The sequence below is a fragment of the Sphingomonas echinoides ATCC 14820 genome (assembly GCF_000241465.1).
GTDB lineage: Bacteria > Pseudomonadota > Alphaproteobacteria > Sphingomonadales > Sphingomonadaceae > Sphingomonas > Sphingomonas echinoides.
In genome coordinates, this window is record NZ_JH584235.1 from 3,269,095 (window position 1) to 3,287,842 (window position 18,748).

Annotated in this window: 18 protein-coding genes and 1 tRNA gene; 6 read left to right on the forward strand and 13 right to left on the reverse strand. The window is 65.2% G+C overall.

What is annotated here, in order from left to right; translation table 11 throughout:
• The first annotated feature begins 2 nt into the window (after positions 1-2).
• From fliI to ON00_RS15215, 6 genes are all read left to right on the forward strand, one after another.
• The gene (fliI, locus tag ON00_RS15190) at positions 3-1,322 is read left to right on the forward strand and encodes a flagellar protein export ATPase FliI (RefSeq protein ID WP_010407203.1); all 1,320 of its coding nucleotides are present in this window, start codon (positions 3-5) and stop codon (positions 1,320-1,322) included.
• Positions 1,319-1,741 (forward strand): hypothetical protein, encoded by a 423-nt coding sequence (locus ON00_RS15195; protein ID WP_010407206.1) that lies wholly within the window; start codon positions 1,319-1,321, stop codon positions 1,739-1,741. The genes fliI and ON00_RS15195 overlap by 4 nt, the downstream gene beginning before the upstream one ends.
• Entirely contained in the window at positions 1,738-2,715 is a 978-nt protein-coding gene (locus ON00_RS15200; RefSeq protein WP_010407209.1) for a hypothetical protein, read from the forward strand. Before ON00_RS15195 ends, ON00_RS15200 begins: the two co-directional genes overlap by 4 nt.
• A gap of 245 nt (positions 2,716-2,960) precedes the next feature.
• The gene (locus tag ON00_RS15205) at positions 2,961-4,058 is read left to right on the forward strand and encodes a sigma factor-like helix-turn-helix DNA-binding protein (RefSeq protein ID WP_010407210.1); all 1,098 of its coding nucleotides are present in this window, start codon (positions 2,961-2,963) and stop codon (positions 4,056-4,058) included.
• A 74-nt stretch (positions 4,059-4,132) separates the two neighbouring features.
• Positions 4,133-4,645 carry a hypothetical protein gene (locus tag ON00_RS15210; RefSeq protein ID WP_010407213.1) on the forward strand — a complete coding sequence of 171 codons (513 nt, stop codon included), beginning with the start codon at positions 4,133-4,135 and terminating at the stop codon, positions 4,643-4,645.
• A gap of 101 nt (positions 4,646-4,746) precedes the next feature.
• On the forward strand, positions 4,747-5,907 hold the full coding sequence (locus ON00_RS15215; protein ID WP_010407215.1) for a helix-turn-helix domain-containing protein: 1,161 nt from the start codon (positions 4,747-4,749) through the stop codon (positions 5,905-5,907).
• A gap of 153 nt (positions 5,908-6,060) precedes the next feature.
• Here the strand turns inward: ON00_RS15215 and ON00_RS15220 are convergent, their stop codons facing one another.
• From ON00_RS15220 to ON00_RS15280, 13 genes are all read right to left on the reverse strand, one after another.
• Positions 6,061-8,682, reverse strand: a complete 2,622-nt coding sequence (locus ON00_RS15220) for a TonB-dependent receptor (RefSeq protein ID WP_010407217.1) — start codon at positions 8,680-8,682, stop codon at positions 6,061-6,063.
• 226 nt (positions 8,683-8,908) lie between these two features.
• Entirely contained in the window at positions 8,909-9,988 is a 1,080-nt protein-coding gene (locus ON00_RS15225; RefSeq protein WP_040601690.1) for a glycosyltransferase family 2 protein, read from the reverse strand.
• Positions 9,985-12,456: a DegT/DnrJ/EryC1/StrS family aminotransferase gene (locus tag ON00_RS15230; protein ID WP_010407220.1), complete on the reverse strand. Its 2,472-nt coding sequence runs from the start codon at positions 12,454-12,456 to the stop codon at positions 9,985-9,987. Before ON00_RS15230 ends, ON00_RS15225 begins: the two co-directional genes overlap by 4 nt.
• 108 nt (positions 12,457-12,564) lie before the next feature.
• Positions 12,565-13,311: an SDR family NAD(P)-dependent oxidoreductase gene (locus tag ON00_RS15235; protein WP_010407223.1), complete on the reverse strand. Its 747-nt coding sequence runs from the start codon at positions 13,309-13,311 to the stop codon at positions 12,565-12,567.
• Between the two features lie 29 nt (positions 13,312-13,340).
• Positions 13,341-13,416, reverse strand: a tRNA-Phe gene (locus ON00_RS15240).
• Between the two features lie 30 nt (positions 13,417-13,446).
• Entirely contained in the window at positions 13,447-13,632 is a 186-nt protein-coding gene (locus tag ON00_RS15245) for a DNA gyrase inhibitor YacG (RefSeq protein WP_029622962.1), read from the reverse strand.
• Positions 13,632-14,588 (reverse strand): hypothetical protein, encoded by a 957-nt coding sequence (locus tag ON00_RS15250; RefSeq protein ID WP_010407226.1) that lies wholly within the window; start codon positions 14,586-14,588, stop codon positions 13,632-13,634. The genes ON00_RS15245 and ON00_RS15250 overlap by 1 nt, the downstream gene beginning before the upstream one ends.
• On the reverse strand, positions 14,581-15,150 hold the full coding sequence (locus tag ON00_RS15255; RefSeq protein WP_010407228.1) for a Maf family protein: 570 nt from the start codon (positions 15,148-15,150) through the stop codon (positions 14,581-14,583). Before ON00_RS15255 ends, ON00_RS15250 begins: the two co-directional genes overlap by 8 nt.
• Before the next feature lie 139 nt (positions 15,151-15,289).
• Positions 15,290-15,508, reverse strand: a complete 219-nt coding sequence (gene infA / locus ON00_RS15260) for a translation initiation factor IF-1 (protein WP_010162480.1) — start codon at positions 15,506-15,508, stop codon at positions 15,290-15,292.
• A gap of 469 nt (positions 15,509-15,977) precedes the next feature.
• The gene (locus tag ON00_RS15265; RefSeq protein WP_010407247.1) at positions 15,978-16,205 is read right to left on the reverse strand and encodes a hypothetical protein; all 228 of its coding nucleotides are present in this window, start codon (positions 16,203-16,205) and stop codon (positions 15,978-15,980) included.
• A 46-nt stretch (positions 16,206-16,251) separates the two neighbouring features.
• Positions 16,252-17,913: a DNA methyltransferase gene (locus ON00_RS15270; protein ID WP_010407249.1), complete on the reverse strand. Its 1,662-nt coding sequence runs from the start codon at positions 17,911-17,913 to the stop codon at positions 16,252-16,254.
• Positions 17,914-17,923: 10 nt separating this feature from the next.
• The gene (locus ON00_RS15275; RefSeq protein WP_010407250.1) at positions 17,924-18,316 is read right to left on the reverse strand and encodes a type II toxin-antitoxin system VapC family toxin; all 393 of its coding nucleotides are present in this window, start codon (positions 18,314-18,316) and stop codon (positions 17,924-17,926) included.
• The gene (locus ON00_RS15280; protein WP_010407251.1) at positions 18,313-18,582 is read right to left on the reverse strand and encodes a type II toxin-antitoxin system Phd/YefM family antitoxin; all 270 of its coding nucleotides are present in this window, start codon (positions 18,580-18,582) and stop codon (positions 18,313-18,315) included. The genes ON00_RS15275 and ON00_RS15280 overlap by 4 nt, the downstream gene beginning before the upstream one ends.
• Positions 18,583-18,748 lie beyond the last annotated feature (166 nt).

Consider the following 18,748-nt stretch of genomic DNA (forward strand, 5'->3'; position numbering starts at 1 on the left):
CCATGCCGACGCTGGCCGGCGCTGCGCGGGCAATCCGCGCGCTATCGCCCGATACCCGCTTTGGACGTGTGGTCGCGGTGCGCGGTGCCTTGATTGAGGTCGAAGGCTTGGTTGGTGCGGCGCATATTGGCAGCCGTATCCGTATCGCCGGGGGCGAGATTGAGGCCGAGGTGACCGCGCTCGACCGCGGCATTGCGCTGTGCCTTCCCTTTACCGATCCGCAGGGCGTCGGCCTGGGCATGCGCGCCGATCTGACGGCGGGCGAGGTTTCGATCCGGCCCGGCGCGGGCTGGCTGGGGCGGATGGTCGATGGGCTCGGCCGCCCGATTGATGGGCTCGGCCCGCTTCCGCTCGGCCCCGATCCGCGCCCGATCAAAGCCACGCCGCCGCCCGCCGCTGATCGTGCGCGGGTTGGCCACCGCGTCGAGACGGGGGTGCGCGTGCTCGATCTGTTTGCCCCCTTATGTGAGGGGCAGCGCCTTGGCCTGTTCGCCGGCTCTGGCGTCGGGAAATCGGTGCTGCTCTCGATGCTGGCACGCTGGACCGAATGCGACGTCGCGGTGATCGGGCTGGTCGGCGAGCGCGGTCGCGAAGTGCAGGAATTCGTCGAGGACGATCTCGGCGCGGAAGGACTGGCGCGCAGTGTCGTCGTCGTCGCGACCTCCGATGCGCCGGCGCTGATGCGGCGGCAGGCGGCGTGGACGACGCTCGCCATTGCCGAGCATTTTCGCGATCAGGGGCTGAACGTGCTGTGCCTGATGGACTCGGTCACGCGCTTTGCGATGGCGCAGCGCGAAATCGGGCTGGCGTCGGGCGAGCCGCCCGCGACCAAGGGGTATACGCCGACGGTGTTTGCGGAACTGCCGCGCTTGCTCGAACGGGCAGGGCCGGGCTTGCCCGGGCAGGGCTCGATCACCGGGCTGTTCACCGTGCTGGTGGACGGCGATGACCATAATGAGCCGGTCGCCGATGCCGTGCGCGGGATTCTTGACGGCCATGTCGTGATGAGCCGCAAGATCGCAGAACGCGGACGCTATCCCGCGATCGACGTCCTGAAATCGGTGTCGCGCACCTTGCCGCACTGCCTGAGCGACAGCGAGAACGCGACCAGGCTCGGCGCGCGCGCGTTGCTGTCCACTTATGCCGATATGGAGGAGCTCGTCCGGCTTGGTGCCTATAAGGCCGGGTCGAGCGCCGAGATCGATCGCGCCGTGGCGATCGCGCCACAAATCGAAGCGATGTTGCGCCAGGGCAAGGACGACCAGGGCGATTGCGCCGCCGGCTTCGCTGCGCTGGCCGCGATGCTGGAGCAAGCCGCATGAGAACGCCGTTCGATACCGCGCAGCGCGTACAGCAGCGCGCGGTCGAGACCGTCCGGGTCGCGATCAGCGTAGAGGTGGAATATCACAGCCGGATCGAACGCGAATCGGACGCGCTGGTTCAGTCGATCGCGCGCGAGCGCGCGGTCGGGCAAGCGGCCGGTTGGCTCACCACCGATGCGTGGCTGGCCCGCATGCGCGCCGAACGCGAGCGACTGGAGCACGAAGCCCGTAGTGTCGAAGCGCGCCTTGCCACGCTTCGCGGGCAAGCCGCCGAAGCCTATGGATCGATGCGCGTTATTGACGGCGCGGTGGAGCGTCATCGCGACGAACTGGTGCGGACCGAAGAGGCCAGTGAACAGGGGCGGCTGGATGACATCGCGGCCGCGCGCCTGGCGCGCAGCAGGGTGGCACGGCGATGATCGATCGAGCGGCCCTTGTGGCGATGACGCCGACCCAGCGCGCGCATGTGATCTACAGCACTGCCCAGACCGAGCTCGCCAATAGCTTGTGGCGCGCTGCGCTCGGCGACGGCGGTGCCCCGGACCGTACCGCTGCCGACCCAGGATTGACGCGCAGCGACATGGATGCGCTGCTGAAAATGCTGGCACCACAGGAGAATGCGCCCGAGGACGCGCCTCTAAAAACGGTGCCGTGTCCGTGCGACGATCCGGCGACGGCGGTGCCGTCTACATCGGCCGCGGCTTTGTCCCCTTCGGGCGCGGTCGACGCTTCGGCCGCCCTTGGCCCGGATGGGGGACTCGGCCCCAATGCGCGCTTCCGCGCGGCTTTGTGCGAAGCGGCGCAACGTACCGGCATTCCCGCGACGGCGCTCGCGACGATTGTCGATGCCGAGGCGGCCAAGAGCCGTGATGGCAGCTGGAATTGCCACTCGCGCAATCCGCGGTCGAGCGCGGCCGGGCTCGGCCAGTTTCTTAACGCGACGTGGGAAGGTCTTGCCGAAACGCCGGGGACGGCGCTGAACGCCACAGCGCATGCGAAGGGCTGGCTCAATTCGGACGGCAAGGTCAGCGGCGCGGCGCGCGGTGCCTTGCTTGCCTTGCGCTATGATCCGACGACCGCGATTGACGGCATTGCCGATTATGCCCGGCAAAACCTGTCGCAGCTACAAAAACGGGGCATCAGCACCGACGACAGCGTCAAGACCACCGCGCGCGCTGCCTATCTCGCGCATCATCTCGGTTTGGGAGATGCGGTGCGGTTTCTCAAAGGCGGGATCTTGCCCGCGCGGGCGCATGTGTTGCTACGCGCACAAGTTGGCGCGGCCGACGCCGAAAAGCGGATCGCGCAGGCCGGTGACCCGACGCGGGCCCATCAGCAGTGGTTGCTTGCCTACATCGATCGCCGGATTCAGCCCGCCAATTTCGCGATTTGAGCGGCCACGCCGCGCAATTGCCGATTCTTCGCCCTTGCAATCCAATATCATCCAATATATGTATTGTGATAGCGATGCTCGAGTAAGTCACTATAAAAACGTATATTATCTAGAATCAGGCCGCACTGCGACGCAGTCGATGTAGATATACGTATAGGATCGTTTCCTCCTTGTTAGGATTTTTCCGCGACACCGGTTTCCAGAGCGAAGGGCAGTAGGGGCTGCCCACTTATTGGGGAAAATCGATGTCGAAGACCACAGCAGCACTCGAAGCCGCAGTCGCCACTATCATCGAGAACACACCGCGCGACGCCAAGCAGACCGCCCGCCAGCGCGTTGCCGTCGATCGCGCCTTTGCAAATATCCTGAAGCTGATCGCGCCGCGCATCCGCCACTTCATCCGCCAATATGGCCTGGCCGCACATTGGGATGATGCCGAGCAGTGCTGTGCGATCGCGGTGCATCGCGCCATCGAAGCCTATGATCCGACCAAGGCGCAATTCACCACCTTCGTGAATTGGCAAATCCGTGGCGAGCTGCAGAGCCTGCGCTTCCGCATGATGGCCGATCAGCGCCCCTCGGCGCGCAAGGTTGGCGCAATGACCGTGTCGCTCGATGCGCTGACGGCCCGTTCCGAGAATGAAGACGGCGCGGTCGAAGTGACCATTGAGGACGAATTCGCGCTTGAACAGACCGAGGCCTGTGCGTCGAACTATCTCGCCGAATCCGCGATGAACGCGCTGATCGACGCCTATGTCGACCATCTGCGCCAGGTGTCGCTCGATCAAATGCGCCGCCGCCCGCGTGCCAAGCGCGCCACGCCCGTCCGTATCGACGGCGCGCCGCGCTTCAAGACCGCCACGCACGGGATTGATCCCGAGCAGCTCGACAAGCTGGAAGAAAAGTTGGCCCGCGACCGTGAAATCGTCGCGCGGCGTATCTTCGAGACCGCCACGCTGGACGATCTCGCAAACGAGACCGGTGTCACCAAGGAACGCGTGCGCCAGATCACCAAATCGGCGGCGCGGACGATCGTCGAACTCACTGCGCGCGACCCGCGCTTCGCGTTGATGACCGAAGGACTGCGCCAGCGCCACGCCGCGCCAGCTCCGCGCAAGCCAAAATCGCCGCCGCCGCTGCGCACTGCGCCTGTGTCGCTGCTGCCCGATCCCTCGGCTCCGCACAACCGGCTGGTACAGGTCACGGCGTTCGACACGATACAGGCCGCCGATGCGGCAAGCGGCCGGATCGCACCAACGAGCCGGGCATCGTTGCCTGAGCCGTTTTCCATCCACCTCGCGGCCGAGGATGCCCCCGTGCACGGGTCGCGCACGACCCACTGAGCGTGATTTCACCCGGTGGCACCGCACACGCTGGTGCTCGGATGGTCCTCTGATCAAAAACGATTGGCACAACCATGCACACCAACCTTCAGAACATCCGCGTTGAATGGTTGCAGCGTCCGCTTCCTCGGCCCAATCGCCGCCTCACGGCCCTTGCGACGCGGCTCGCCCGTTGTGCGGGGGCGTTGATGCAGATTGGCAACCAGACCGCGCTGATCGGCGTTACAGCAGAACGGGGTATCCTTCGCCTGACCTGCTGGAATCATCGGATGGACGTGTGGGCGGAGCTGACCGCCGGCGCACCGGCCTTCGCGCCGACGTCGTCCCTGGAGGGCGCATTGCAGCGCGCCGGTGCGGCGTTGCTCGACTATTTCGCGGGGCGGTGGCCCGATGGTGCCAGTCCGCCTTGCCTGGGGGTGGTCACCGACGGCATCGGGGTCGCGTTTTCGCCAAGCTACCCTGCACCCTGCGTGCCCGGCTGGTTGGAGTTGCACGGTAGTGGCCGTGTCGCCGCTGTGACGATTTTGCCTTTTGCCGATGGTGGCCTCTTTGGCCAAGACACCCAGGCTGGCCACCGCCTGCACTGAGATGCGCCCTTCGATTTCGCGACCGCGTTGACCGCCCCGCTCGCCCTGCCTACAAGCGCGCGCAAGGATAGCCAGGGCAGTGGATTCCGGCGGAGCGAGCAATGGAATCAACGATCGGCCGGTCAACACAGAGCGAAGCAAAAGTCGGCCAGCGCGATCTGACCGAAATCCCGATCGATCCTTTTCGTAATATCGTGTTTCCCAACCGGCTGCGGGAGAAGCGTCGCGCCGCCGGCTTTATGAAATTGCTGCGCTTTGCCGCAGTTTTACCCGAAATCCCCTATATCCGACTGTCCAAGATCGAACGCGGCGAAGTGGTTGCGCGGACGGACGAACTCGGTCGCATTGCAACCGCACTTGGCATCGCCCCGAGCGACTTGCTGATCGACATTGACGATCCCGGCTTCGATCTCGCCGAATGGGCGCAACCCTTTGCCGACGGCAAGCCGATCGACGACGATGAGGAACGCTTCGCTTTGCTGCTGGCGGCGGCGGTGCGGGCGCGACGGTCGCTCGACGCGGACCTCACTATCGCCGATGTAGAGCAGCGTTTCGGGCTGGCGCAAGTCAATCTGTCTCGGGTCGAAAACGCGGCAAAGCCGTGGCCGCGCTGGAACGCTGCGGTACAGTCGGCGCTTTTGCGGTTGTTTGGCGTCGCGGATGAAGCGGCACTCCGGCACAACGTCTTGGCCGCCTATCAGGATGGCAGCCTGGCACCGTTTCTCGAAAATGTCGTCGACCCCGCGCATCGATGGTCGCGGAGCCGGAGCCGAATTGCGAGCCTGGCGCGGGAGCTGAACGGGCTATCTGCCGCGCAACCCTCGTCCGAGGCCCGACCGCTTCCCAACAAGCGGGACGCGCATGACGAGCGTGCGCTGCTCAAGCCGTCGCCCGCCCCACGCGCGCGCGCGCTGACGGTCTATGGTGCGCCTTTGCCCGACGGGTTGATCGATTTCGTCAACACCGGCGGCACGATCGACGCGCCGCGCGACGTCAGCGACGCGGCGTTCGGGCTCCGGGTAGGGCGCGCGACGCTGGGCGGCGGTTTGCCGGGGCACGCGATCGTGGTGGTCGATCCCGGCCGCTATCCGGTCGCAGGGGGATTGGCAGCGGTGCGAGAGGGGACCGCCTGGCGTGTCGTCGCCGTAACGATCGATCGCGATGGCGTGCTCGGCGGCTACAGCGTCAATCCTGCGCGCGAAGTGCCGATCGACGGTCGCGATGCGACCGAAGTCGCAGCGGTGGTCGCCGCACTTTTCTAAATTCTACCGCGCCGACGGCGTTTACGCCTGCGGCGCGCCCGATGTCGCGTCTGCCCGGCCGCGCGCGGAGCCGTGCGGCAGCAAGCGTTTTTGACAAAGAAAAACCCGGCCCGAGCGATGCTCGGGCCGGGTCTTATCCGTCGTTAGAGCAGATCAGAACTTAGCCGACAGCTCCAGGCCCCAGGTGCGGGGTGCGTTGAAGTTGGCATAGTCGCCGAGGATGCCGCCATAGTTGGTCGAGGCAACCGTGCCGTTCGGATTGTAGTTGACGACCGGCGACGAGTTCGCAGCCGAGCGACGGTAGATGTAGGTCGTGTCGAGCAGGTTGCGCGCCCAAACCGACACGGTGACCTTGTTATGGTCGTTCACCGCGATGTCGGCCAGTGCGAGGCGACCGTTCATGACGAAGCTTGCGTCGGTCTTGGTCGGCTCGAGCTGGAAGCTGTACTGGCTGCTCGAATAGTTGCCGTCGAGGTGCAGGCGAACGCTTGCGTCGCCAACATTGATCGGCACGACATAGTCGATCGCGCCCGATGCGGCATTCTTAGGCGTGTAGACGATGTAGAGCTGCTGCGCCGGAGCGCCGGGGGTCAGCGGGTTCACCGCCGACGGCGCACGCCAGTAGGTATAGGCATACGAACCGGTCAGCGTCAGTTCCGGGATCGGCTTCACGGTCAGATCGATTTCAACACCACGGATCTTGCTGCTGCCAGCGTTCGTGGTCTGCTCGATATGGGTACCATTGGTCACGCTCTTGCCGTCCGTATCGAAATAATCGAAGTCGAACTGCGTGTTGGTGCGATCCATGATGTAGTTGGCGATGTTCAGGCGCGCACGATGGTTCCAGAAGTCCATCTTTGCGCCGATTTCGTACGACTTGACGGCTTCAGGCCCGAACGCGTTGAACTGGAGCGAACGGTCGTTTGCGCCACCGGCACGGAAGCCGGTCGAATATTTGGCGTAGAAGTGAACGTCGCGGCTGGCATCAAAGGCGATGTTGAACATCGGGTCGAAGCGGCTGATGCTGTTCTTGAACGAGAACGGCGACACCGTACCCGCAGTCACCAGATCGGACCGGTTGTTGACGACGTAGAGCGTGCCGTGGCGATCGTCCTTGGTCCAACGGCCACCGGCGGTGATGTGGAGGACATTGCCCAGGAATTCGGGCGTGTAGGTCAGGTTGCCGAAGACCGAATAGTTGTGGTCGGCAGCCTGGCTGGCGCGCGTGATGAACTGGCAGCTGTTGGCAAACTGCGCAACGGTGGCACCCAGCGTGTTGTTGCACGACGGATCGTACTGCTGATAGCCCGAGTTCGCGCCAGTGATCGCCGAGGCGTTGCCGGGGATCGGGCTGCGGATGGTGTAAGCCGTGCCGTCGCTATTCCACTGGTTGGAGAGCGGGGTCGCCGCATATTCGGTCGCGTGTTCGGTATAGTAATAGGCACCGACGACGTAATCGAACTCAGGGATGCTACCAACCGCCTGGAATTCCTGGCTGAACTGATGCTGGCGCAGGAACGAAAGGCTGTAACGGCTGAACGTGCCGGTCGTGTTGATCGCCGTCGGGTTGGCTGTGTTGGGCACGAACGGCGCGAACGAGCTGCGCTCTGGGCCGCCCGAATTGTCCCACTGGTCCGTGCTGACGCCGCGCCATGCGGTGATCGAGCGCAGCTCCATCCACGGAGCGACCTTGTACTTCAGATTGGCCGAGAAGCCGTGCGTGATATCGACGCTAGGCTGCTGCGGCACGCCAACGTCTGCAACGGTCTGCCGCCCGGGATGCACGCCCACCAGCGGGCCCTTGGGCGCGACGCAGATCTGGCGTCCGGCCGCGGCTTGCACCGGAGTGATGGTGCCGCCGCAGGCCGCGCCGTTGAGCGTCAGAGCACCAGCCGCGTTGTAGGTGCCGACGGCATAGTTGTTCGGGTTGTAGTTGATCAGCTGGCTGTACTGCGGGGTATTTTCGTCCTTCGCATAATCATAAGCGAAGTCGGCCGTGAAGCCGTCAACCGGCTGCCAGCGGGCAGCGGCGCGACCGCCCTTGCGATCATAATAGTTCCAGCCGGTCGAACCCGTGAGCGGATCCTTCACGGTCGGATCCTGATGCTGGTACACGCCGTCGAACTTCAGCGCGATATTGTAGAAGGACGGCAGGTCGAGATGCGCGTCGACATTGTGGCTGCCATAATTGCCGACGCCGCCGGTGATGCGGCCATCGAACACGCCGGTCGGAGCCTTGGAGACCAACGACAGCGCGCCGCCTTCGGTGTTGCGACCGAACAGCGTGCCCTGCGGACCCTTCAGCACTTCGATACGCTCAATGTCGAACAGCGCAGCGTTCAGGCCCTGCGTCTTACCGAGCGCGACACCGTCGATATAGACGCCGACGCCGCCGTCGCGAGCGGTCTGGTTCTGATCGTAAGGGACGATACCGCGAATGCCGATCGTCAGCGCCGACTGGCGTGCTTCGAAGGTTGCAACGCGCAGCGACGGGATCGTGCCGTCGGCCAGGTTGAACAAGCTGAGCACGTGGCGGTCGGTCAGACCCTGCGTGTTGAGCACCGAAATCGAGATCGGCGTCTTCTGGAGGTTGGTTTCGCGCTTGGTCGCGGTAACGACGATGTCACCGAGGCCTTGATCTTCCGGAGTGGCGGTCGCCGCTGGTGCGGTAGCATCGGCGGTCGGCGCGGTCTGCGCGAACGCTGGCGTCGCGCTGATGGCGAGAGCAGCGCCACCCAAGAGGAGCTGCAGGCGGAAGCCCGATCGAACAGTCATTTTGAATCCCCTGAACCTTTGGACCTAGGCGTCCTGGTGCTCCGGGCGGCTACACAGGGTTTGGGTCAAGATTGTTACAGTCAACGTCACTGAAATGGCGCTGAAATGTCACAAAAAATTCACACATCTGGATTGGCGTGGCGAAATCGCATGATAGGCGACCCATTTGGTGGGCGTTGCGTAAAAGTCGCAGTTTGAATTAATTTCCCGGGGCGGTTTGATGTGCCTAGGCGGCCGCGTCTTTGCGCACCCGCCGCTGTGCCGCCCGTACCGACCCGACGATGCGCGACAGGATGAGCTCCTCGATCCCGGCATAGCCCAGGCCGAGATGGGGTGGGCGCACCGCCGCCGCGTCGCCCAGCCGCAGCGTGCCGGTCCGCAGACCGGCACGACCGATTCGGGCCCAGCGCCGCGCGGTTTCCCAGCGAATGAGGCTGCGGCTCTCGCGATCCGGACGATGCTGGGCCAGGAACCGGTCCTGCAAGGCGACCAGCGCCGATCCCACCCGTTCCAACGTCAACCGATCCGGCACCGGTTGCTGGCCCATGACATGCGTGACGATCAAATCGGCCGTCTCCGCCGCCGCTTCGCCAAACGGCTCGACATACACTCCGGTCAAAACGCGGATTGCGGCCTGGCGCATGGCCTGCGCTTGCGTTTGCGACGCGCCGCCGCTGTGGCGACGATAGGTCAGCAATTCATCGTCCAACCGCGCGACGCCGCCAAAGCTGGCGATGCGGTGGTAGAGATCGAAGTCCTCGGCATAGACCATTTCCGGCCGCATAAACGGGTCAAGCTGCCGCGCCGCATCGGTGCGCAGCATAACGGACGACCAGACCAGCGGATTTTCAATCTGCAGCAACCACGCGATGACCGGGGGCGTGGAAAGCGGCGCGAGCGATGACGGGAGAATGGTGCCGTCTTCCAGGACATTTGCGGCGCTGCCGACCAGTACGATCCCCGGATTCGCGTCGAGATACGCGACCTGGCGCTGGAAGCGGTCGGGGTGGCAGAGATCATCGTGGTCGAGCGCGGCGATATAGCGCCCGCGTGCCTCGGCAAAGGCTGCGTTGCGGCTCAGCACGACGCGGCGGTTTTTCTGCGACTGGATCAGCCGGATGCGCGGATCGTCGAAGCTGCGGATCACCGCCACAGTGTCGTCGGTGGAGCAATCATCGACGATGATGAGTTCGAAATCGCGAAAGCTCTGCGCCTGCAGCGACGCAATCGTCTCGCCGATCAGCGCCGCGCCATTGTAGGTCGGCATCACGACGCTGACCATCGGCGCTGGCAGGCGTGGTGTCATGCGACCGCCCGCACCGCGTCGTCCAGCACCTGATCGACGATCATCGCACCGACGTCGTTCTGCCACTGCCACAGGCCATTGGCCTGGCCCGAGAAGCTCGCCTCGCCGCCGAGCTTGCCCCATGGCACGAAGCCGGCTGCCAGCCCGATACCATAGAGTCCGGGGATGGGCGCGCCGCTCGCATCGACGATGCGGCAGTGGCGATCGACCATTGCTGCGCCGTGATCGGCGGCGAGCGCGATGCGAGCGCCCTTCGCATCGTGGATCGGCAGCGCGCGCGGACGATAGCCGAGCGCGGCGATGACGATATCAGCCTCGGCGAGGTGGGCGCGGGTGACGGGATCGTCGTCGCCGGTCACCTGATGAACGGTCAGGCGCGGATCTGGGGTACGCCCATCGATCCGCAGCATCCGCAGCACCAGTTCGCGCGCTTCCAGCCGGAATCCGGCGAGACGATAGACAAAGCCGCTGACCGGGCAGATGTCATCGGGGCCGAAATCGGTGAAGCCTTCCGCGCGTGCCGCTTCGGGGGTGGGGTAGAAGGGACGGAGCGGTTCGCGGTGGAGCAGCGTGATCGCGCCTGCGCCGAAGGGAATGCTGGCGGTCTTGAGCAGCAACACGATCGTGGCGATCGCGCTGGTCGATCCGCCGATGATGACGATTTTCGGATTGCGCCGCGTCGACAGCAGATCGGCGATCTTCGCCGGGCCACCCAACGACAATGCTTCGTCCGATTGCATCAGGCGATCGCCGACTTCGCTGACCAACGCGACCCCGCCGACGCGTTGTGTCACAAGCCGGTCGAGCGGTTGATGGCCGCCGGTGGCGATCGCGACGGCGTTTGACAGTTGCTCGAATTCCACCCCGTCGCTGCGGCGGCGCAGGCGGCTTGACCACAGGCCGCCGGCCGTGGCGCGCGTCGAGAGAACCTCATGGCCGGTCAGCACGGTGCCGCCATGGCGATGGACCAGCCCATGAAGCCGTTCGCCCGTCGCGCGGACGAAGCGCCCGGCGTCGACCAGCGGCACGCCAAGCGCACCGACGTAGCGTGCGACGACGCGCGCGCTCGGATGATCGATCATCGTGGCGAGTTCGGGGTGGGGGCTGTCCTTCACCGCGCTGAGAAAGGTTTCGGCGGTGCTGTCCGACGTAATCGCATAGCGCCCGAGCGTACCCTCGCCGAGCCCGTCATCGCGTTCGGCGATGACCAGGCCGGACGCGGCGAGTTCGGGCAAACGCCCGCGCTTGGCGGCGGCGGTGAGCAAGGCGGTGCCGGCGGGACCGCCACCGACCAGCAGCAATGAAGCGATCGGACGCGCGCGCGGCGTGGCGGGAACGCGCGCTTCCTTGGCAAGGATGCGGTTAAAGGTCGCCGAGATGGTGCTGATGTCGGCAACGCTCAGCGTGTCGCTGACGGGGAGCGACAGCATCCGCCCCGCAACCGAATCGGCAATGGGGGTCGGCAGGATCATCGCTTCACGCTGGAACAGGGGTTGTTCGCCCAGATGCGGGCTAAAATAGCGGCCGCAGCCAATCCCTTCGGCTTCGAGCGCGGCGCTGATCGCGTCGCGGCGCGGGCCCATGCCTTCCGGCAGCAGGATCGGCATGAACTGGCTGGCGCGGCGTTGCCCCTCCGCCTGCTGAAAGTCGACGCCGACCAAGTGCGTGCGATAGGCCTCTTCCAGCGCTGCGCGGTGGTCGCAGACGGTATCGATCTCGGCCAGTTTCGCGCGCGCCATCACCGCGATCACTTCGGGCAGCTTGGCGTTGAGGCCGGGCAGCGTCGCGTTGCGCCCCGCTTCGAATCCGAAATTGGTCATTGCGCGCAGCCGGTCGATCAGCCGTGTGTCGCCCGAATGGATCAGGCCACCCTCGGCGACGGCGAAGGTCTTGGTCGCGTGCATCGAATGGACCACGGCGAAGGGCGCGTCCGCGCCAAAGCCCTCACCGCTCGCGTCGCGGGTGCCAAGCGAGGCGGCAGCGTCGATTACCACGCCGACGCCGTGCTGGCGCTGGAGCCAGGCATAGCGATCGAGATCGATCGCATTGCCGAAGGTTGCATAAGGCAACAGCACCGCGATCCGGTCGCCATATTCGCGCAGCAGCCGCTCCTCTGCCTCGGCGCTGGCACCCCAGTCGTTCGGATCGATGTCGCAAATGAGCGGCGTCAGGCCGGCCCAGAGCGCCGCTTGTGCCGTCGCGGCAAAGGTGAGGGCGGGCATCAGGGCGTAGCGACCCGCAGGGTGATCCCCGGCGGCTTCGCGCAGTGCGATCATCAGGCCGAGCGTGGCGTTGCCGACCGCAAGGCTCGCGCCCCGGCCGCCGAACAAGGTCTCGGTCGCCTCCGCTTCGAAGGCGCGCACTTCCGGACCGTTATTGCTGAACACGCCAGAGGCCTCGACACGGCGGAGCGCCTCGACATGGGCGCTGAGCCGGGGCGGGTTGGGGGCAATCAAGGGATAGCGCATGCGGGCGGACCTGAATGGTGTGCGACCCGTGGCTTGTGATCCAAAGCCCCCTAAAATCTCGTTACGCTTACCGCGCGCTTGACGATATCGGTGCGGTCCGCGCCGCGATCAGCCTTCGCGCGCCACCGCGAAACCGGCGAAGGACTGGTTGACGGGCATCAGCTCCAGCCGGTTGATGTTGAGGTGCGGCGGCAATTGCGCGACCCACAGCATCGTTTCGGCAATGTCGTCGCCGGTCATCGGGTTGACGCCCCCATACAGCGCGTCGGACGCCGCCTGATTGCCGCCGGTGCGCACGACGGTGAATTCGGTTTCGACCATACCCGGTTCGATCGAGGTGACGCGCACGCCCTTGCCGTGCAGGTCGGCGCGCAGGCCGAGGCTGAACTGGCGCACGAACGCCTTGGTCGCGGCATACACATTGCCGCCGGAATAGGGGTAGGTCGCGGCGACCGAGGACAGGTTGATGATCGCGCCCTTGCGCGCGACGAGACCCGGCAGCAGCTTGCGCGTGATGCTGACCAGCGCCGAGACGTTGGTGTCGATCATCGTCTGCCAATCGTCGAGGCTGGCCTCCTGCGCAGGCGCAGTGCCGAGCGCGAGCCCGGCATTGTTGATCAGCAGATCGATCTCGGCAAAGTCGGCGGGCAGGGAGGCCAAGGCGGCGTCGAGCGCGGCGCCATCGCGAATGTCGAAGGCGAGCGTGTGGACGGCACCCCCCAGCGATTCGGCCAAGGCGGCGAGGCGGTCGGCGCGGCGCCCGGTGGTGACGACGCGCCACCCGGCCGCGACAAACGCCCGTACGGCGGCCTCACCGATGCCGGCAGTTCCGCCCGTGATGAAGGCCGTGCGCATCACCATCTCTCCAACGCTGTCTGAGAAAATGGTGCCCGAGGGCGGATTCGAACCACCGACACTGCGATTTTCAGTCGCATGCTCTACCAACTGAGCTACTCGGGCACACCCGAAGTTGCTCGGGGAAGCGGCCTCTTAATCGCGCTCTGGCGTGCTGTCTAGCCCGTCTTGTTCTTCTCCGGGCGGAGTCGACACGGGAAGCGCATAGCCCTCGCCCAGCCATTGCAGCAGATCGCGGTCGCGGCAGCCCTGGCTGCAGAACGGCGCATGGGCGGCCACCGGGGGCTTTCCGCACAAAGGACAGGGTTTGGAACGCGCCATCATGCCACCTCGAAGATCGGGGTCACGCCGGTACGCCGGGCGAGCTCGGCGATCCAGTGCGGATTGGCCTGCAGCACCTTTTGCACCGCGACCGACACGCGGTTGTGTGCCGGAACCGGGGGCGGGGTGCGCTCGATTCGGCGGAGCAGCGCGCGCGCCTGCGCAGCGGCAGGATCGGCGCGGAGCAGTTCGGGCAGCGAGGCGCGCGGGCGGCGGCGGATGATCTGGACGAAGCCGAAGCCGTTCATCGCGGTGCGCTCGAACGGTTGCGGGATGCCGGCATCGAGCGCGGCATCGACCGCGGCGCGCGCGGCCTTGCCTTGCAGCGTCGGGAAATCCACGCCGATCGAGCCGCCAATATCGAGTCGCACGATCGCGGCGGCGACGGCGCGCGCGGCGGCGAGCGCGAGCGGATCGAGCGGGGGATAGCCGTCGACGTCGAACAGCGTCATGGCGGGCGTCGGGCTCATCCGCAGCGCGCCGCCGACCGGGCCGCTGAAGACAATGTCGCCGGTCAGCGCTTCTTCCAGCACCTCCGACCAGCCCGCCGCTTCGAGATGATCGGGCTCATGCGCGTGGCAGATCCGCACCGGCACGCCGGTCGCGGTGATGCGCTCCAGCAGCGTTGGCCCGGCGCGTTCGGGCCCCTCGGCGGGGGCGCAGCGCGGGAGCTTGGCGCGGCCGGGCTCGGGGATCGCCTCGCGCACCAGCTCGACCGTCAGCGCGGCGCCTTGGGTGATGCCGGGGGGCAAAGGCGAGAGCAGCGCCTCGCCGCCGGCGAAGGCGACGCGGCCCTCGCGGCCCTTGACGGTGATTTCGACCAGCCGCGCCGCCAGCACCGCGCCCAGCGCCGGGCCGGGGCGATCGGGGGCGAGTCGCGCTTCCAATATGGTGCCATGCTCGACCAAGGCGGCGCGCGCTTCGCCGATCCCGGCTTCATAGAGCCATTCAGCCAAGCGCGAGACCCGCCGCCAGCAACAGCGCGCGCGTTTCGAACAAGGGCAGGCCGATGACCCCCGAATGCGAGCCCGACAGGAAGCGCACGAACGCCTCGGCGCGGCCCTGAATGGCATAGCCGCCGGCCTTGCCGAGGCCCTCGCCGCTGGCGACATACGCCTCAATTTCGGCCGAAGACAAAGGCTTGAAGGCGAGGATCGTGTCCGACAGGCGGTGGCGCACAGTGCCGTCCGCCGCGATGACGCACACCGCGCTCAGGCAATGGTGGCGGCGGCCCGAGAGCATTCCGAGCATCGCGCGGACGGTGGCATCGTCCTCCGCCTTGCCGAGGATGCGGCGGCCGAGCGCGATGGTGGTGTCGCCGGCCAGCACGACTTCGCCCGGCGCACGCGCGACCGCCAGCGCCTTGGCGCGCGCGACCCGCTCGACATAGGCGCGCGGCGGCTCGGCCTTGAGCGGCGCCTCGTCAACGTCGGGCGCGGCGATGCGGGTGGGCACAACGCCCAGCCGCGCGAGCAGATCGGCGCGGCGCGGGGAGGTGGAGGCGAGGACGAGCGTCAAGAGGTCACCATTCGCCCTGAGCCTGTCGAAGGGCCGTACTTCACACGCGAAGGGGTCGCGTGGGGCAAGCTGGGCTTCGACAGGCTCAGCCCGAACGGAACAACGGGGACACGCACCGGCTCAAGGGCGGGCACGCCGCTCACTTGAAACGATAGGTGATCCGCCCCTTGGTAAGATCATAGGGCGTCAGTTCGACCAGCACTTCGTCGCCGACGAGCACGCGGATGCGGTTCTTGCGCATCTTGCCGGCGGTGTGACCGAGAATTTCATGGTCGTTCTCAAGCTTCACGCGGAACATGGCGTTGGGGAGAAGCTCCACCACCTGGCCGCGCATTTCGAGCAGTTCTTCTTTTGCCAAACAAACCTCTGGGGATTTTGGGGGAATTCTTGAAGGGCGCGCCTTAGCCGATGATGCGCCAAAAGGAAAGCCGCGTGCGGCGGGCGGTGGGGGCGGGCGAAATTTCAGGAAGTTCGCCCATGTGCGGCCTAAAAATACGAAAAAGCGCGCGGGCGGGGTGCCCGTTGGGAAAAGCGTAGCGGCAATGCGAAAGAGCGGCGCGCCCGCGCACGGCGGGCGGCGCGGGGGAGAATGCCAGCGCGGCGGCGTGTAGGACAGGGGGCTTCCGCGTCATCTCGCCTGTGGCCGTCATGCCGGGCGTGTCCCGGCATCCACCCCGCCTAGCGATCTGCGGGCGATGTTCGCCCAGCACGGTGGACCCCGGCACAAGGCCGGGGTGACGAGTGGCTGGAGGCGGGCTCAGCGCGGCAGCCGCCAGGTCATTCCCGCGTGACCCTCGACCGGGTGGACATCCCTTGGCCGATCATCGTTAAATCATGCGATCGTATTCTTTCAGCCGTCTTTCCATGTCAGCCTTTAGATTGGGAAATTCATCGAAGATCACATCGATTAAATTTTGATATATGTGGTGGACGGTCGATGCACTGGCTAATTTTAAATCGCGCCGATCATCGGGAATTAGGCGGCACAGGTCGCCAATGTCCCGGGCAGATTTGATGCAGACACCTGCAATTATCAACGCCAAATCATCATTCATTGCAGATACTCCAAGGCGATGTGCGGAGACGTGATCCCCGCTCGGCTCACAGCAGCGTCGCCTGTGTCGCAGTATCCTCGCGCGCGGCGCGTTTCATGCCGGCGGTGGGGTCGACATAGGGGATGTCGGGCTTCTTGCCCTGGAACAGTTCGGCGAGGGTGATGATCTGGAGCCGGGCATAGCTCTTGCCCGTCGCGGTCGACTGAAAGCGCCCGACCGCCGCCGCTTCGCGTTCCATCACGCTGGTCGGCAAGGCCTTGGTGATGAACACGCCGATCGGGGCCTTTTCGCGCTCCATCGCGGAGTGGAGATCGCGGATCATCTGCACGCCGACATTGTCGCCGCCCTTCACCGAGACGATCGCCTTTTCGGTCTTCTTGCCGTCGGGCTTGAAATAGATGAGGCCGTCAATGCCGCCATCGGCCCCCTTCTTCTTGCCGCCGAACGGCATGGCGTCGACCATCGACACCGCCCACCATTGGAACTGATATTTGTCGCGTGTGGCCAGATCGACGGCGGAGGCAAGATCCTTGGGTGTGCCCTCGACGGTGAAGGCGATGCCGGGGAAGGCGGCCTTCATGCGTTTTTCGATCAGCGTAATGGCGAGATGGGTGATGTCGATGCCGAGCCACTGCCGCCCGAGCTTTTGCGCGGCATGGACGGCGGTGCCGCAACCGCAGAACGGATCGAGCACCACATCGCCTGGGTTGGACGAGGCTGCGATAATGCGTTCGAGCAGGGCCAGCGGTTTTTGGGTGGGGTAGCCGAGGCGTTCTTGGGCTTGGGAGGAAATTGGCCCGATGTCGGTAACGACATCCTGCACTGGAACGCCTTCCCCCTCATCGACGTATCTCTTTTGCTGAGGAATGCTTCCGCGAGGTGGCCAATAGATGAGGTTAGCTTGATCGAGGAGGTCAAGCTTCTGTTGTGTCGTTAGGCCCACCATACTTTGGTCGGGGTAGGCGCGCGCAAGCGAACTGGTTGGTACTGCCCAATGACGGCCTGAAACAGTTGGATCAACTCCACGCCAAGCCGCGCCGGAATCGCCGTTTCTTGTTCCTGCTCCCGTTAAAGTAACAAGCCTATAGCTGCCGCGTTCGTCAGAGAAACGGTAGAAGTCACGCAGATAAGACTCTTCATAATCTTGGTAGATTCGGTTCCAGAAGGGCTCAGTCGCCTTGCTGTAAAACAGAATTGTATCGTGAATCGGCCCCCACCGTCTTGAGCCGCCGTGGGAACCAGTGCGCTTCCAGATTATCTCGTTCTGAAACTTGTCCGCGCCAAACACCCCATCCAGCAACAGCTTGAGATAATGGCTCGCGGTCGGGTCGCAGTGCAGATACAGGCTGCCGGTCGGTTTCAGCACGCGGTGCAGCTCGATCAAACGGATTGCCATCATGGTGAGATACGCCATCATGTCGTTATCACCGAGGAACCCGCGCATCGCGCGCAGCAGCTCGAAGGCCTGCGTGTTGCCGCTCTGCATGACCTGGTCGAAGGCCTCTTCGGCATGGTCGTTCCAATGCCACGTATCCTCGAACGCCTCGATCTGCGCGTCGGAGGACGTGCCCGTCGGCGATTTGAACAGGATGTTGTAATTGGCGTTCGAGTTGAACGGCGGGTCGAGATAGACGAGATCGACGCTCTCATCCTTTACCTGCTCGCGCAGGACATCGAGATTGTCGCCATAATAAAGCCGGTTGGTCATGCTTGCCTGCCTACACCACAATCGTCAGCACGGGATAGTCGGCGAGGCGCGCATCGTGCGTCATCAAGTGCATCGGCTCGGTGCGCGCTTGCGCCACCAGCATACGATCGAACGGATCGGCGTGTAGCGGCGGGAGATCATCGACTGCCTCGGCGTGCGCGGCGGTGATGGGCAGCAGGGAAAAGCCCGCTTCGACGAAGCGGAGGCGGGCTTCGCGCCCCGAGATGAGGATGTCGTCCTGGCGGTCGCGGCGCAAGGCGTGCTTGATCGCGATTTCCCAAATCGCCACGGCGCTGACCGCGACATCGTCCGCCTGTTCGATCGCGCGCACCGCCGATGGCGCGAGTCTGGCCGGGTCGCCGATCGCCCATAAGGCGATGTGGGTATCGAGCAGCAGTCTCATTCGGGGTTCGGCACCGGCCAGAGCGGCCCGCCGTTGAACAAGGCGGCGATCTCCGCATCGTCCTTGTTCCATTCCTCCAGCGAAGGGATGGCGTAGTGGCCCTTGGCGAGCCCGAGCCGGATCGGTTTGCGCGGGGCGACCGGAACCAGGCGCGCGACGGGCTTGCCGTTGCGGGCAATGACGATCTCGGTTTCGCTTCCGCTCTCGACCGCATCGACGAGCTGCGACAGGCGCGACTTGGCGTCATGCATGTTGACGGATTCCATCGAAGGGCTCCTGGCTAGACTTAGCTAAGGTAGACCATGTGGCGGTGGTGATCAATTGGGGCCGGGCCGCCGCGGCAAAGCCGCGTCGTCGGTCGGATCGGGCGGGGAAGGCCCGCCCGTCCGCCGGCCGGCCTTCGGCTGATCCGCCCCCAACGGCTGCGCCGTT